Below are 16,651 nucleotides of genomic sequence, written 5' to 3'. Positions count from 1 at the left end.
CAGAAGCCCTCGCGCAGAGGGAGAATAATTTGCTCCAGAGTCAATTTCTGGAGCAAATGCGTGCAAAAATGCTACTGCATAAGGAATTTTTCAAGGAATTGACGGGTTCGCGGCTGTTGAGGGTTAGCGAACAGGCTTTTCGCTGGCCCCTGCTCCACAATCCGTCCCTGATCCATAAAGATGGCTCTGTCAGCAACATCGCGCGCAAAGCTCATTTCATGGGTCACGATCACCATCGTACGTTTCTCCTGTGCCAGCTGGCGAATGGTGTTCAGCACCTCGCCCACCAGTTCCGGATCGAGCGCAGAGGTCGGTTCATCAAACAGGATCACGTCCGGGCGCATCGCCAGCGCGCGCGCAATCGCCACGCGCTGCTGCTGCCCGCCCGACAGGCGACGCGGATAGCTGGTCTCTTTCCCCGCCAGCCCTACTTTGGCGAGCAGTTCGCGAGCCCGCGCCGTCGCTTCTTCTTTTGGCTCACCTTTAACGATCACCGGCCCTTCGATGATGTTCTCCAGCACCGTACGATGCGGGAAAAGGTTGAAGTTCTGGAAAACAAAGCCGACATGCTGGCGCAGGCGGCGTATCAACCCTTTCTGTTGGCTGATGGATTTCCCGGTATCAATCGTGATCTCCCCGACCCGGATGGTACCGCCTTCCGGCTGTTCAAGCAGGTTAATGCTGCGCAGCAGCGTCGTCTTACCCGAACCGCTCGGTCCAATAATCGCCACCACTTCGCCCTGCTCGACCTCCAGATCGATCCCGTGGAGCACCGTTTGACCGTGGAATTTTTTCACCAGGTTTTTGACGTCAATTGCACTCATTTTGGATCACGCTCCTGGCGGTTAAGCTGGTTTTCGAAGTAGTTTTGCAGAGCAGAGAGCACCGTCGCCATCACCCAGTAAATCAGCGAGGCGGCCAGATACATGGTAAAGACCTCAAGCGTACGGGAGGTAATGAGCTGTGCCTGACGGAAAAGCTCCGGAACCTGAATCGTTGCCGCCAGGGAGGTATCTTTCACCAGGCTGATAAAGCTGTTGCTGAGCGGCGGAAGCGCCACGCGTGCCGCCTGCGGCAGGATGGCCCGGCGCAGCGTCTGCCAGGGCGTCATCCCGATACTGGCCGCCGCTTCCCACTGCCCTTTGTCAATGGAGGAGATGGCCGCACGCAGGGTTTCGGAGGTGTACGCCGCGGTATTGAGCGACAGGCCAATCATCGCCGCCGGGATCGGATCCAGCTCGATTCCGAACTGCGGTAAGCCGTAGTAGATCATAAAGAGCTGGGCGATAAGCGGCGTACCGCGAAACACGGAGATATAAAAGCGCGCCAGCCAGCGCACCGGCAGGACAGGCGACAAGCGCATTAAGGCCAGTATAAATCCCAGTACCAGCCCAAAGAACATCCCGCCGATACTGAGCTGCAACGTAAATACCGCACCTTTCAGCAGGTACGGCAGAGAATCAATAACCAGTTGAATACTTTCTTGCATTATTATTTTTCGACCTGATTTTTAGACATGAGGATGGTAGGCAAACAGCGCAGGCGCTCCGCCGGTATGGACAAATAAAATCGGCCCTTCATCCTTAAAGCGTTTTTGCGCAATGCCGTCGATCAGTCCGGCCATCGCTTTGCCGGTATAGACCGGATCGAGCAGTATGCCCTCGAGGCGCGCCAGCAGTTTCACCGCTTCCATTCCCTCTTCGTTCGGCGTGCCGTAACCCGGCGCAAAATAGTCATCCCAGAGCAGAATATCGGCCTTGGCCTTCAGCTCCAGCTGCTCTGCAACCGCCTGCTGTAGCGTAACCACTTTCGGCTTCTGATCCGCCACGCTGCGGGACACCGTCACGCCAATCAGTTCGACCTCGGGAAGCAGTTGCTCCAGCCCCACCGCCAGCCCGGCATGGGTGCCCGCACTGCCGGACGCGACCACGACGGAGGAGAGACTCACCGCCCCCTCGCACTGCTGCGCGATTTCCAGCGCGCTTTCCACGTACCCCAGCGCGCCCAGCGCATTCGAACCGCCGACGGGAATAACGTAGGGGCGAAAACCCTGCGCTTCCAGACGCGTCGCCAGCTCATCGAGCTGGGCGGTCGGGTCGGTCAGCGCGTCAACCATCTCAACCTGCACGTTAAACAGGTCTAACAGCAGGCGGTTACCGTTGGTGAGATAGTTTTCAGCCCGCGTGCCAATCGGGTTTTCCAGCAATGCCACGCAGTGAAGCCCAAGTTTTGCCGCCACGGCCGCCGTCTGGCGAACGTGGTTGGACTGGATGGCCCCGGCAGTGATGAGCGTATCCGCGCCTTCGCGCAGGGCGTCCGCCGCCAGAAACTCCAGCTTGCGCAGCTTGTTGCCCCCCATCGCCATGGGCGTCACGTCATCACGCTTAATAAAAATATCGCGCCCTAAATAATCAGAAAATCGCGGGAGATACTCCAGCGGCGTCGGCGCGCCGATGAACTCCAGGCGGGGAAAGCGCGTTAAATTCTGTAGTGACATGGATGCTCCGGTAACTCAGACAAAATGTGATATTTTTCATTATGCACGCAGACGCGTAAGAAATAAAAAAGGCGCTTTTAAAAGCGCCTTTTTTTACGTCAGAAACTTATTTCGTGACGTCTGCCCCGAACCACTTCTCGGAAAGCGCCTTCAGGCTACCGTCTTTTTGCATGTCAGCAATCGCGGAATCAATCGCTTTCACCAGGTCTTCGTTACCTTTACGAACGGCCACGCCGGATTCCTGACGAGAGAACGCATCACCCGCTACCGCCAGGGTGTTGTTGGTTTTCTTCACCAGATCCAGTGCTGCCAGGCGATCAACCAGAATGGCGTCGGTACGGCCCACGCGCAGATCCTGGTATTTCGTCGGGTCATCATCATAGGTGCGGATATCCACGCCCTGAACGTTCTGGCGCAGCCACTCTTCGTAGTTGGTTCCCAGACCGACACCGACTTTCTTCCCTTTCAGGTCCGCAGCCGTTTTGATGGTGCCTTCGTTGCCTTTCTTCACCAGCGCCTGAATACCGGACACGGTATACGGGGTGGAGAAGTCATACTTCTTCTTACGCTCGTCAGAGATGGTGACCTGGTTGATGACCACGTCAATGCGTTTCGAATCCAGCGACGCCAGCATACCGTCCCATTTGGTCGGTTTCAGGGACGCTTTCACGCCGAGGTGTTTCGCCAGCTCTTCAGCAAACTCCACTTCAAAACCGGTCAGCTTGCCGTCATCGCCTTGGAAGCTGAACGGAGGATAGGTACCTTCCAGCCCGACCAGCAGCGTACCGCGCTCTTTTACTTTATTCAGCAGGTTTTCTGCGGCGAACGTTTTCACGCTCATGCCCGCAACCAGCGCAACGGCCATAACACCCATCAGCGCCTGACGACCCAGAAGTGCAAATTTCATAAATACCCCGATATAGTGGAATTTTTACGTAGTGTAGAGAAATCGCCTGCAACGTCAAAGGCGACTGCGCTACATCTTATTCTTTTTTAATATATATCAGAAGTTGTTCCGGCGTGGGCTTTCTGCTTTATGGCACCCGGCATTTGTACCTTATATTGTGCGTACTTGCGCAGCGCAATCCGGTAGTTGTTGGTGCTGGTCGCAGGCAACCACGGCTCCAGGTTCTCGTCGAGATAACCGGTTTTGAGCAGATCGCGGGAAATGTTGTTCACGGTCAGATGCTGCCCGAGGCGGCGCAGGCGAACCACGTATTCGCGAACGGTGCCGTGGCTCATCTCCGTTTGTTCAAACAGGAACTGCTTGAAGCCGATAATGTCGAAGAAGTCGCTTTGCTCTTTGCAATGGAGATCGCCACAGAAACGGCAAAGCGCCACCCACTCTTTTTGCTCTTCGAGCCATGCTGCTTCGTCCATCAACGTGTCGAGGCGAGAAATCGCGATCTTATTGACGATTTCGCCGCGGCGAACCAGCGTGATACGATCGAGTAGCTTGTTACAGTGGGCGCAATGCGTCTGGCTGTGTTTAAAGTCTTTCAGGTAGCGGCTTAAAGGCCGTCTTTTAGATTGCTGCACCGTCATGATAACTCCTGGTTGTCAATACGTTGTGCGGCATTTTTAAGGTGAATCAATCACCTATAACTTACCCAGCTTGGTTCGTAAGCGTTTAATGGCCTGGCTGTGCAACTGGCTCACCCGCGACTCTCCCACCTCCAGAACAGCGCCAATCTCTTTGAGGTTAAGCTCTTCCTGGTAATAAAGGGTCAATACCAGCTGTTCGCGTTCAGGCAGAGCTTCAATAGCTTCCATGACGCGCTGGCGTAAATTCCCTTCCATTAAATGGTGTAACGGGTTTTCTTGCTGGTGCTCATCCGTCACCAGCTCGATGCTATCGCCATGCTCTTCTCGCCACTCGTCATAAGAGAAGAGTTGGCTATTATTGGTATCGAGCAACATCTGACGATACTCTTCAACAGCAATGCCAAGACGATCCGCCACTTCGGTTTCCGTTGCGTTGCGTCCCAGTTCCTGTTCCAGCTGCCCCATCGCATGCGCCACTTCGCGTGCGTTGCGGCGAACACTGCGTGGCACCCAGTCACGGCTGCGCAGCTCGTCCAGCATCGCACCACGAATACGCTGAACTGCGTAAGTCGTAAATGCCGTTCCTTGCAGAGCGTCGTATCGGTCAACTGCATTCAATAACCCGATACCGCCCGCCTGTAGCAGATCGTCGAGTTCCACGCTCGCCGGCAAGCGCACCTGGAGGCGCAATGCTTCGTGACGCACCAGCGGGACATAACGCTGCCACAGCGAGTGTTTATCCATTACACCTTCAGCGGTATAGAGTGAATTCACGATAAACAGCCCTGCGTTAGTTGAGTTATCGGCATGATTATCCAATTCTGGAGGGGTTTTAATCGGGAGAATAGTGGGTGAAATGGGGGGTTATTTGCACCAATGAACAATGTACAGTTTCTGATCTGACGCAGTATTATGACAATAATCAACACTATGTTTGTATACAGCCCGGCAGAAACCAGGCGCTCATCGTGGCTCATAGCAATTATGATTCAAAATCTATATCCAGTGTTCATTAGGCAACTTTTTGCGAACCTTTCGTTTCATTATTCGCCTGCACGCTCAAACGACGTACGGCTGCAATAATTTTATCCTGTTCCGCTTCTGTCAAATCAGGGAAAATCGGTAGACACAGTATTTTTTGCGCAATACTACTCGCTACAACTAATTCTTCAGGCGCTGCGGAATCAAGATGTCGGTACATAGGAAATGTACTAATAAGTGGATAGAAATAACGTCTCACATATATGTCATCCAGCTTTAGCATTTCGTAGAGCTCATCTCGACTAAGAGCAAAATCCGCTTCAACAAGCACCGGGAAATAGGCGTAATTCCATTCATAATCCCCCTTAAATTGATAAAATGAAATCCCTTTAATATCAGCAAGATAGCACATGTAACGGTTATAGATATCTTTACGCGCTCCTAGTGCCCGATCGATATGTTTAAGCTGCAGCAGGCCAAATGCAGCAGACACTTCACTCATTTTGGCATTGATTCCTGGCGCAACTACTTTGGTTTCACCTGCAAACCCGAAATTTTTCAGATAATCTATTCGCTGTTTGGTTTTAAGATCATGAGAAATAATCGCCCCCCCTTCAAATGTATTGAAGACTTTCGTCGCATGAAAACTGAGAACAGATAAATCACCATGAGTAAGCACGCTTACACCATTTTTCTTTACACCAAACGCATGCGCCGCATCATATATAACACGCAGACCGTATATATCCGCAATTTTTTGTATTTTTTCAACTTGACATGGAATACCATAGCAATGAACAGGCATAATAGCGGTTGTGTGCGGCGTGATCAGTTCTTCAATTTTATCGGGATCGATGTTAAAGGTTTCAGGGTTAATATCGGCAAATACAGGCGTCAAACCGTTCCACAATAACGTGTGAGATGTTGCAACAAAGGAATAGGGAGTAGTTATTACCTCACCAGAGATACGTAGCGCTTGTAGCGCAGTAAGCAACGCAAGTGTACCATTAGAAAACAAGCTGACATACTTCACGCCAAGGTAATCAGCGAGAGTAGCCTCAAGTTCTTGATGAAACCCCCCCCCATTCGTGAGGACTTTACTGGCCCACATTTTCTCCAGATAGGGGATGAACTCCTCCAAAGGTGGAAGTAAAGGGCTCGTCACAAAAATTTTATTGTTCATTACCTATTGCGCCGCAGTTTAGTCGTTTACTGTCCATCTTATTCCCTAAATCCAGGAGATAATCGGTCGAAAAGGCGCAGGTTTTACGTCTATATTTGCTCTCATTTGATACAGACCATAAGGTCAATAGCAAAAGCAAGCTCATAAACTGAGTGTTGTTTGACCTATGAATCTGAAGCACCTCCATTACAATTTTCATTCTGAGCCTACACGTGACTCCGGCGTGGTTTCCTACCTGATGAGATTCAGAATGACTGATAATTCCAACCAACGGCAAAACATGCACCTCATGGTTATTTCCGATAATCCTGAGTTATCCGAATATCTTATACAGCTCTTGAACAGGTTACCGGGGCGGGACGATATTGTATTTCAACTATTTTACTCCGCTAAAAATCAGCATCCGGGTGTAATGAAAAAACTCGGAGCAACGCCTATCAATCTGAAAGATCCTGTCAGCCTTGAAAACATTATACTGAAAGCCAATCTTGTGATTAGCTTGCACTGCAAGCAAATTTTTCCCGAACGGCTGGTTAATGCTGTGACCTGTATCAATATTCACCCAGGGCTAAATCCGTTCAATCGGGGCTGGTTTCCACAAATATTCTCAATTATTAATAAAAAACCTGCAGGTGTGACAGTCCATCTTATGGACAGCGATGTTGATCATGGTCCAGTTCTGTTTCAGGCTCCGGTCGACATTCTGCAATCAGATACGTCCCTGGATGTCTACCGACGAATAATCACGATGGAAAAAACATTATTAGAGCAACATCTGGCTGATATTATTGCAGGAAATTACTCCACAGTACGGCTTTCCAGTGAGGGGAACTACAACAGCATTCGTGACTTTGAAACTCTTTGTGAGCTTGATCTAAATGCAACGGGTACTCTGCAGGAACACCTTGATCTTTTGCGTGCCCTGACACACGGCGAATTGAGGAATGCCTTTTTTCGCGATGAACAGGGTCGAAAATACTACGTCAGACTCAATTTTGAAGCAGATAACGCTTCGTCAGAATATAACAACGACTAACACCGGAAATACTATGTCTCAGCAAGATCTAGTCAGTATTTTAATTCCTGCCTACAAATCAGATTTCTTCGAACAAGCATTGCTTAGCGCAATGGCACAGGACTGGCAGAATACCGAAATTATCGTTTGTGATGACAGTGAAAACGATTCAATTCGAATAATTTGTGAACGTCTCAGCCAAGCTCAGAAAAAGCCTGTGCGCTGGTTCCGAAACCGCGAACGCCTACTGGAAACCGGCAATGTATTACATTGTCTCAGCCACGCAAAAGGAAAATATGTTAAGTTCCTTTATGATGATGATGTTTTAACTGAAAATTGTGTCTCCAGATTGGTTGGTATTCTTGCGCATAACCCCAACTGTGTCATCGCCTCTTCCCGAAGAACACGGATAGACGAAAATGGCAATACGTTACCTGATGTTATCGCTACAGCGTTTCCCTTCACACAGGATACCCTGCTAAACGGCAACGATCTCATCTCTTTCTTGTGTGATTACCAAGTCAATTTCATCGGTGAACCAAGCGTTTTTCTCTGTTACAGAGATGATTTGCTCGCGTTTGGTGATCAGATTTTCAATATCGATCGTCAGGAAATGCCCTACTTTGCTGACGTAGCATTGATGATGAAGTTGTTTAACAAAGGCGATCTTGCTTTTATATTCGAACCCCTCTCATCTTTCCGTATATCTGATGCCCAGATCAGTCAGATGGCAAAACACCAACGTGACCAGGTTGCCCGAACCTACTCACTCATGCCGCAGCTTATAAAGAAACTCGGATGGTATAAGGGAAATAAAGATCAGAATCAGTTCGTAACAATTGCATCGGCTTCATCCCCCCAGGATACTCATACCGTTAACCTCCTTCATGCATTACATCACTCTCTGCACCGTTCGATACAGGCGTATCAAAGTTCTCAGATTAAAAATTGGGTGGCAGAAAAATCTCTTCCTCCCCAACACTACGATCTGGCACTGTCCTGGCATCGTGAGCGGAATGTTAATCAAACGCTCTGCATTCTAATCCGCTACCACGGCGATAACATAGCAGTTGAAACTACGCTTGCCAGTATTCAGTCTTGGCAAGGGTTTGGTCTGAGCCTTCACTGTGTTGTCTTTGGCGACTCCTATGCAGCATTTTCTTATCAGGTTGACCGACTCGAAACCAACCGTGTTAATAGCGTATCCCAAATTAATGGTTACCTCACTGATTCACAATATGAGTGGGTCATGGTGATTGACGCCGGAGAAACGCTACTTAGTGGCGGGTTATTGTCGCTCGATTTGCTACTTGAGAGCGCAAACAGTTGCGATGCCGTCTATTTTGATGAAGTCTGTAATGAAGGGGGTCAGTTCACGGGAACAATCCTGCGCCCCGACTTTAACCTTGATCTGTTGTTAAGTAATCCTACTGAATTGGCTCGTCATTGGATTTTTAAACGTTCGACTTTGGTGTCTCTTGGCGGATTCAACAGAATGTACCGACAGGCATGGGAATTTGAATATATTGTACGGCTTATTGAGCAAAAAGGGCTCCATGTCGCAGGCCATCTGCCTGAACCGCTCGTCGCTGCTCATAGTCAGGTGCAGATTGCTAAGGATGAAGAGAAGGCTATCCTGCGTAACCATCTCCGCCAGCGCGGTTATCCCCAGGGGGAGGTGGAAACCCCTCTACCGGGCATTTATGCCCTGCGCTATAACCACGCTGATACCCCCTTGGTTTCCATCATCATTCCAACAAAAGATCAGCTGGCGGTCCTAATCCCTTGTGTTACCACCCTGCTGGAAAAGACGCGCTATAAAAATTATGAAGTGCTTATTGTGGATAACAACAGCGAAACGCGGGAAGCGCTTGAGTGGCTGAAGGGGATTGCTACCATCGATCCACAACGCATCCGCGTACTGCGATATCCGCATCCGTTTAACTACTCCGGCATCAACAATATGGCCGCCCGCGAGGCGCACGGCGAGTATCTGGTACTGCTGAATAATGATACAGCCATTATTGATGGCTACTGGCTCGATCATCTGCTCAACCATGGGCTGCGACCAGAAGTCGGCATTGTCGGTGCCAAATTGCTTTACCCTGGCGGCAATGTCCAGCACGCTGGGGTGGTGATGGGACTGCGTGGTCCTGCCGATCACCCTTTTATCGACAGTACACCGGATAAAACAGGCTATATGCATCGCCTTCAGACCGATCAAAACTACAGCGTGGTCACAGCGGCCTGTATGTTAATTCGTAAAGCCGTTTATGAACAGGTGGGTGGACTAGATGAGGAGCAGTTCCGCGTCTCTTATAACGATGTCGATCTCTGCCTTAAAGTTCGTGAAGCGGGCTATCTTACCGTCTGGACACCGTATGCTGTCGTGATGCATGAGGGCAGCGTCAGTCAAAATACGGTGGATAAAGCAACCCAGGAGAAAAAACGCCAGCGTTTTATGGGTGAACAGGATGCGATGTATCAAAAATGGCTGCCGGTTATTGCTAACGATCCTGCCTACAATCCGAACCTGTCCCGCAACAACGCTGGCTTTCAGCTTCAGCTTGACGCACCTGGAACATGGGATCCTTTACACTGGCGGCCCCTCCCCATCCTTCTGACGCTGCCTGTTGATCGTTCCCGTTCCAGCGCTCACCACCTGATCGCTCAAATGGAAATGCTGGATAATCATGCGCTGGCAAGAACCTTACTCCCTTTAGCTCCTCCTTCGATTGGAGAAATGGCGAGAATTGCCCCGACAAGCCTGATCCTTCAGCAAACGATCACCCCTGCGGCGCAGGAGTGGCTGGAGCGTCTGCGTAAAGCCACCGGGCAATTTACCGTTTTTGTGTTGGACGATTTTTTACCTGCAGACCATCACACCGATCTCCAGGCGACACTACGCCATGTCGATCGCGTTGTGGTCTCCTCTAATGCGCTAGCAGAAAGCTGCGCCGCCTGGCATAAGGAAATTCAGGTTGTTTCTCCCGGTCTCTCACCACTTATGTGGGGTAAACTCAACGTTCAGCGTAACTCTGGTGTAAAACCGCGCATCGGCTGGGTCGGTGACCGTTCCACCGCATCCGATCTGGATATTATCCACTCTGTCGTCAGACAACTCGCTGACCACGTCGACTGGGTGGTAATGGGTTATTGCCCACCTTCCCTGCGCCAGTACGTCGCGGAATACCATGCTGGGACGAGCTTCGCGCACTACCCGCAAGCACTGGCATCCCTTAAACTGGATGTGGTGGTTGAGCCGTTGGCTGACACCGCCCGCAACCGCCATCGCAGTTCGATAAGACTGCTGGAATTTGGTGCCTGCGGGTATCCGGTTATCTGCAGCGATATCCCAGGTATGCAAACCCCGGAGCCGGTAACACGGGTGAAAAACAGCGCCAAAAGCTGGACAGAAGCCATCACCAAGCATCTGGACACAGTACTGGCATCGCGGCAGGCAGATAACCTGCATTCCTGGGTTCATAACGAGGGGCTCCTTACTGAGGCATCCCTGCGTAAGCGTCTTGATATCTGGGTTCGAAGGTAAGAGCTGATGCACAAAAAAGGCGCGTTAACCGCGCCTTTTTTATTACTTCCCAGTTGCTAGCCAGGCCCTCTGCCACTCATCCAGCCCGCTCTTACGCAGATACCAGTCCCGGTGAACTGCTTCACGTAATGCATCGCCCTGACGGGCCAGCAACGTGGTGTCATTGATATGGGCTCGAATTGTGTTTACCCAGTCTTTAAAGCGGTTTTCAACCAGCGTTACTGGCAGTCCACAGCGGTACGGCGCAATGTCGGTCGCAATGATCGGAACGCCACAGGTACCAATTTCCAGCAGACGTAGGTTACTCTTACATTCGTTAAAATGGTTCATTTCCAACGGTACCAGAGCAAGATCAAGGTTTAGGCTTGCCAGTTTCTCTGGATACATATCAAAGGGAACCCCCGGATGGAACTCGCAGCGAACATTACGGGGTTTCATTCCCATAAAGACCCAATCCACCTCGTTCTCAAGCTCTTTGATTACCGGAAGCAGGATCTCAAGGTCACCTGCATGCGAGCTGCCACCGGCCCATCCGACACGTAACTTTTTCCCCGTCAGTCGCTGTCCCTGAAGATGTCCCCATTGATCCGGTGCCAGACGGTTTTGCGCAATGCGGATATCGCCGTGGAAACGGCTGTAAGCCTCGGCGAGTGGTTCAGTAGACACCACTACCCAGTCTGCACTATCCATAATTTTGCGCAGACTTTTCACCATATTTGGCGGGAACTTGCTGTTATTACCGTTTTTCATCGGCAGGTTTAACAGATAGTCATCGTACTCGACGATGATTTTCGCACCTGTGGCCTCCCGCATCTGCTGCATTACTTCCGGGAAGCGCCCACCAGTTGGCAGTTCAAGCAACACCACATCAGGTTCAAGTTGCGCGACTTCCATTACGCCCGGAATTGCACCTATTATCCCCCCTTCCATCATGTGATGGCGCTCCAACGCGTTGAAGGGTTGCAACACGCGATGGTGACCATTTCCCTGCCAGTTAATGTGATGTGCAAGCACAACAGGTAGTGGACGCCCCGGCAACGGTTGATGGAAACGAGCGGTATTTTCACTGAGGGTAAATGCAGTCCCAGTTTTTTGCATCAGCGGATGGTACGAGGGATCCGCCAGAAGTTTCTTACCCCAGGTCTTACGCAGCGCGGCATAATCTGCGGCTACAGGCCGCTCCTGAACTTGGAATTTATGGTGCAGAAGACGCGTCGCCCCTCCCATATGCTTCACTCTGGCGAAAGGAGTCCAGAGATTTAAATAACCTAGTTGCTGCGCTCGTAACCCGAGATCAATATCGGCAAAATAGAGAGGGAATGTTTCTTCAGTGAACCCATTCAGTGCGAAGAAGACCTCTTTTCTGACCATCAGACAGGCGGCACTGACTCCCGTGAGATTATGTGGTGCATTAAGGTAGTGCTGATAGCCGCTGCTCCCTCCCTCGGCACCGTCAAAGACCGTTCCCACCCCCTGCATAATTCCTGTCAGATAACCGCCGTGCTGAATGCGGCCATCGGCATATTCAAGACGAGCCCCCACCAGCGCGATTTCCGGCCGCAATGCCTGTTCAACCAGGGCATGCAGCCAGTCACCTTCAATAATTTCGCAGTCGTTGTTGAGAAACAGCAGGAGATCGCCTCTGGCATGTTGTGCAGCCAGGTTATTGATTTGAGCAAAATTGAACGGATGGTGATGGCGAAGTACCCGAACCTGGTCGATTCCCAACTGTTCGAGCTGATGGAGAAAATCACAGGCATCCGGATCCGTTGACTGATTATCCACAATCAGCAGTTCGTATTGAGCATACTCGGTTTTTTCCATCAGACTTTCAATACAGCGGCGCAGGAGCGAAACATGATCCCGGCTGGGAATAATGATGGAGACGAGAGGTGTGGCTCTCCAGTGATAGCGAACCCGTGAAACAGGGGTATCATCCCCCCGCTCCACCGTCACCGATATACCAAGGCGTGCCATATGCGCTGCGACTATCCGTTCGTGTTCCGCCTGAACATCCTCATCCCGGATCCACACGGTAGCGAGCCGACTGGCACTGACCAGAACTTCCGGAACACGTCCGATGGCGCAAGGGCCAACCGCTTCAACAAAACGCCATAAGAGATCAATAATCGCCATCTCTGGATACTGCTCATTAAGGCCACCGAGCTGTTGCGCGGCCTCCCGGTTAATCAGTAACGTCTGCCCAACGTAGGGGAAGCTTCTCAGCAAGTCGATATTCACCCCTGGACGCAGTGTGATGTTCGGTTCTTCGTTGGCCTGCTGCATCATCTCATCACAATAGACCACAAGAGAGTCAGGTGAGGTCACTCTGAAAAGCGCAAAATGGAGTAATGCGTCGTTATTCAGGCTAAATCCGGCCGGGAGCACCAGCAGCATTCCGGCTCGTCGTTGCGGTAGCAGACTATTGACACATGCTACCCAGCCCGAGGTCGCTACTTGAACAGGCTCCCCCACCTCTGCTAGCGGTTTTTCAGCAATTACATCAACACTCAGTGCCGCCAGCGTCTGTTGGCTCAGGGAAGAGAGTGTACGTCGGCAAGCGTCGGCATCTCCGTCGCGGGAGACCACCACCACGCCTATATCAGATGCGCCAGGTGTCTTCAAAACGATCTCGCTCATCGCCTGACGTCGTGCAGGGCTAATCTGACGATCCGCCAGCCAGCGGGTTAGGGAGTATTTTAAAGACTGGTGTGCCAACAGCGCCTTGCGATGGAGAGTGAACGCGTAACAGGCCTGACTATCCAGCACGGGGCATTTCACCGCCAGCGTTCTGGATAAAAGCCTGTCCATTACACCAGATATGCCATATTTCTGCTCCCAGTAGAGGCGATTATGTAGCGCCCATTCTGCGGCCTGAGGATAGCCGCTTTGCAACAACGAGAGCCACTCATCGCTGTCAGGACAGTTACGCAGAGAGATTCCGCTGAAGTGATCAAACGCATGACGTTCAAGATTATCAGCCCCCAGATACCCCTCAACATAGTTATTAACCGCAAGAAACAGTGGGATCCCCAACGCCAGCGCCTTTGGCACGACGTACTCGTTGCCAATTATCACGTCATACTGAGAAAGCCATTCCGGTTCGAGCAAATGCAATTGGTTTTTGTCGTCAAGCCAGTGGAGTGAAATCCCTTTGACTGCTGCTTTTTGCTGAAGCTCGTACATCTCCGCTGTCATCTCAGATCCAATAAAAAGGATCTGTCTTAACGTCTTTACCTGTGGTTTTGGTTCATAATTCGTAAATGATGGCGGTACCAGCCAGGGCATTAGCATCAGTTGCTGTTCATCAATACCGGTGATCTTTAATTGCTCGCAGGTCAGCTCTGACAACCCCAGCGTCAATGACGCCATCGCATTTTCGCGCTGTGGCCCGTAGGGAATATAGAGATCGTCATAGTCGCTGAAATGGCGGAAAACCAGGGCGCAGTGCAGGCGCTGCTCGGCCAGAGTGGACAGTAGCTTTTGGCTCAGAAAACCTTTCCAGATAAAAATCATCTCATATTGGGACGCCAACTCCCCCGTCTCCTCTGTGACGAGCCGGCAACGCCCCGTTGCCTGCAGCATACTGATTTTATCCTTGAGCCCCCTGCCTGCAGATTCCGTACAAATATCAACCTCTAACCCAGAAGCCAGCCAGAATGCTATCAGGTCAAGAATTTCGAGAGTGCACGGGGTATAGGCTTCAAATTTATCAACACTGACCAGATAGCGTGGCATGTAGGATCCTTTTTGTGGCAGAACGCTAGCGCGTACGTAAGACGCGATAAACTATCGGATTATTTTGCATGATGGCTAACAAAGCATGGCGCAAAGAAACTGGCAGAAACCTCTCTATATCTGGCGATTGGCCAAAAAAAAAGGCATCCGAAGATGCCTTTTTAACGCCACTCCAATTAACGCAGCAGGGACAGCATGGTCTGCGGAACCTGGTTGGCCTGGGCCAGTACGGAAGAGCCAGCCTGCTGCAGGATCTGCGCGCGGGACATGTTGGACACCTCGGTCGCGTAATCTGAATCCTGAATACGGCTGCGGGCAGCAGACAGGTTGTTCACGGTGTTGTTCAGGTTGGTGATGGTAGACTCGAAACGGTTCTGAGACGCACCCAGCAGGCTGCGCTGGTTGTCTACGGACTTGATTGCCGCATCGATGTCTGCCAGTGGGCCACCGTCAACTCCACCGGTTGCGTTAACAGTACCGCTCAGAACGTCGAAACCTTCTGCTGCTGTTGTACGTGCATTACCGTTGATGGTTTGGCCAGTAGTAGTAAAGGTTGCGCCAGTGGCATTGTAAAGGTTGAATGCGTTGGAGCTGCTCAGGCCGATGGAGATGGTTTCGCTGTCTTTAGAACCCACCTGGAAGCTGTAGCTGCTGGTGCCTGAACCGGTGTTCAGCACTTTGATGCCGTTGAAGTCTGTCTGAGTCGTTACGCGGTTCACTTCTTCCATACGCTGGTTAACTTCAGCCTGGATGGAGTCGATGTCGGAAGCAGAGTTAGAGCTGTTCTGTGCCTGAACGGTCAGATCACGGATACGCTGCAGGTTGTTGTTGATTTCGCTCAGTGCGCCTTCTGCCGTCTGCGCCAGAGAGATACCGTCGTTGGCGTTACGTGCAGCAACGGTCAGACCGTTGATGTTAGAGGTGAAGCGGTTAGCGATCGCCTGACCAGCAGCGTCGTCTTTTGCGCTGTTGATGCGCAGACCGGAGGACAGACGCTCGATCGCGGTGCCCAGAGAAGACTGAGATTTGCTCAGGTTGTTCTGAGTCATCAGCGACAGAGTGTTAGTATTAATCACTGCCATGGTAAGTATCCTTTAATTGATTATGAGTTCCGGCTAGCTGCCAGGGGCTTCATCGCCTTCATAAAGGTTATCGACAGGGCATTTGCAAACTTTAGATCTTTTGATATTTTTTTATTTTCTTATTTCACCTTGATTTTAAAAGAAAAAAGCGCCGACATGCGGCGCTTTTTGTCTGTCATAACGGCGATTAACGCAGCAGGGACAGCATGGTCTGCGGAACCTGATTGGCCTGAGCCAGTACGGAAGAGCCAGCCTGCTGCAGGATCTGCGCACGAGACATGTTGGACACTTCGGTCGCGTAATCTGAATCCTGAATACGGCTGCGGGCAGCAGACAGGTTGTTCACGGTGTTGTTCAGGTTGGTAATTGTAGACTCAAAACGGTTCTGAGACGCACCCAGCAGGCTGCGCTGGTTGTCTACGGATTTGATTGCCGCATCGATGTCTGCCAGTGGGCTACCGTTGGTCGTACCGCCGGAGGTCACAGTACCGCTCAGAACGTCGAAACCTTCTGCGGAGGTGGTACGTGCGTTACCGTTCACCATGCCGCCTGTAGCACCGGTCGCAGTGCTGACGCTGAACAGGTTGTAGCTATCAGAGCTGCTCAGGCCGATAGAGATGGTTTCGCTGTCTTTAGAACCCACCTGGAAGCTGTAGCTGCTGGTGCCTGAACCGGTGTTCAGCACTTTGATGCCGTTGAAGTCTGTCTGAGTCGTTACGCGGTTCACTTCTTCCATACGCTGGTTAACTTCAGCCTGGATGGAGTCGATGTCGGAAGCAGAGTTAGAGCTGTTCTGTGCCTGAACGGTCAGATCACGGATACGCTGCAGGTTGTTGTTGATTTCGCTCAGTGCGCCTTCTGCCGTCTGCGCCAGAGAGATACCGTCGTTGGCGTTACGTGCAGCAACGGTCAGACCGTTGATGTTAGAGGTGAAACGGTTAGCAATCGCCTGACCAGCAGCGTCGTCTTTCGCGCTGTTGATACGCAGACCGGAGGACAGACGCTCGATCGCGGTGCCCAGAGAAGACTGAGATTTGCTCAGGTTGTTCTGAGTCATCAG

At 51.2% G+C, this 16,651-nt stretch carries 12 protein-coding genes; 2 read left to right on the top strand and 10 right to left on the bottom strand.

The genetic code is table 11. The annotated features are described in order from the left end of the window. Positions 1 to 71: 71 nt before the first annotated feature. From tcyN to C6A40_RS13555, 7 genes are all read right to left on the bottom strand, one after another. Complete coding sequence (gene tcyN / locus C6A40_RS13585; RefSeq protein WP_008500343.1) at positions 72 to 824, bottom strand: L-cystine ABC transporter ATP-binding protein TcyN; 753 nt, start codon at positions 822 to 824, stop codon at positions 72 to 74. Further along, on the bottom strand, positions 821 to 1,489 hold the full coding sequence (gene tcyL, locus C6A40_RS13580; protein ID WP_008500342.1) for a cystine ABC transporter permease: 669 nt from the start codon (positions 1,487 to 1,489) through the stop codon (positions 821 to 823). The genes tcyN and tcyL overlap by 4 nt, the downstream gene beginning before the upstream one ends. Positions 1,490 to 1,510: 21 nt before the next feature. Next, the gene (gene dcyD / locus C6A40_RS13575; RefSeq protein ID WP_023293886.1) at positions 1,511 to 2,497 is read right to left on the bottom strand and encodes a D-cysteine desulfhydrase; all 987 of its coding nucleotides are present in this window, start codon (positions 2,495 to 2,497) and stop codon (positions 1,511 to 1,513) included. 106 nt (positions 2,498 to 2,603) lie between these two features. Further along, the gene (tcyJ, locus tag C6A40_RS13570; protein ID WP_021240470.1) at positions 2,604 to 3,404 is read right to left on the bottom strand and encodes a cystine ABC transporter substrate-binding protein; all 801 of its coding nucleotides are present in this window, start codon (positions 3,402 to 3,404) and stop codon (positions 2,604 to 2,606) included. An 86-nt stretch (positions 3,405 to 3,490) separates the two neighbouring features. Continuing rightward, complete coding sequence (fliZ, locus tag C6A40_RS13565; RefSeq protein ID WP_008500339.1) at positions 3,491 to 4,042, bottom strand: flagella biosynthesis regulatory protein FliZ; 552 nt, start codon at positions 4,040 to 4,042, stop codon at positions 3,491 to 3,493. A gap of 54 nt (positions 4,043 to 4,096) precedes the next feature. Then, the gene (locus C6A40_RS13560) at positions 4,097 to 4,816 is read right to left on the bottom strand and encodes an RNA polymerase sigma factor FliA (RefSeq protein WP_008500338.1); all 720 of its coding nucleotides are present in this window, start codon (positions 4,814 to 4,816) and stop codon (positions 4,097 to 4,099) included. Positions 4,817 to 5,054: 238 nt separating this feature from the next. Beyond that, positions 5,055 to 6,206 carry a DegT/DnrJ/EryC1/StrS family aminotransferase gene (locus C6A40_RS13555; RefSeq protein ID WP_114191295.1) on the bottom strand — a complete coding sequence of 384 codons (1,152 nt, stop codon included), beginning with the start codon at positions 6,204 to 6,206 and terminating at the stop codon, positions 5,055 to 5,057. Positions 6,207 to 6,456: 250 nt separating this feature from the next. Between C6A40_RS13555 and C6A40_RS13550 the strand changes: the two genes are divergently transcribed. Both C6A40_RS13550 and C6A40_RS13545 read left to right on the top strand, forming a co-directional pair. Then, entirely contained in the window at positions 6,457 to 7,242 is a 786-nt protein-coding gene (locus C6A40_RS13550) for a dTDP-4-amino-4,6-dideoxyglucose formyltransferase (protein WP_232830955.1), read from the top strand. Positions 7,243 to 7,255: 13 nt separating this feature from the next. Then, entirely contained in the window at positions 7,256 to 10,771 is a 3,516-nt protein-coding gene (locus tag C6A40_RS13545; protein ID WP_045335084.1) for a glycosyltransferase, read from the top strand. 42 nt (positions 10,772 to 10,813) lie between these two features. Here C6A40_RS13545 and C6A40_RS13540 read toward each other — a convergent pair whose 3' ends face one another. The 3 genes from C6A40_RS13540 to C6A40_RS13530 form a co-directional block, all read right to left on the bottom strand. After that, on the bottom strand, positions 10,814 to 14,509 hold the full coding sequence (locus C6A40_RS13540; protein WP_045335087.1) for a glycosyltransferase: 3,696 nt from the start codon (positions 14,507 to 14,509) through the stop codon (positions 10,814 to 10,816). 176 nt (positions 14,510 to 14,685) lie between these two features. Then, complete coding sequence (locus C6A40_RS13535; protein WP_058657648.1) at positions 14,686 to 15,591, bottom strand: flagellin N-terminal helical domain-containing protein; 906 nt, start codon at positions 15,589 to 15,591, stop codon at positions 14,686 to 14,688. 187 nt (positions 15,592 to 15,778) lie between these two features. Then, positions 15,779 to 16,651: flagellin N-terminal helical domain-containing protein (locus C6A40_RS13530; RefSeq protein ID WP_239991050.1), on the bottom strand; the 873-nt coding region annotated here is incomplete at its 5' end.

The organism is Enterobacter sp. GER_MD16_1505_Eko_090, assembly GCF_003331015.1.
Lineage (GTDB): Bacteria > Pseudomonadota > Gammaproteobacteria > Enterobacterales > Enterobacteriaceae > Enterobacter > Enterobacter roggenkampii.
This window is presented reverse-complemented; position numbering and strand designations above follow the sequence as displayed.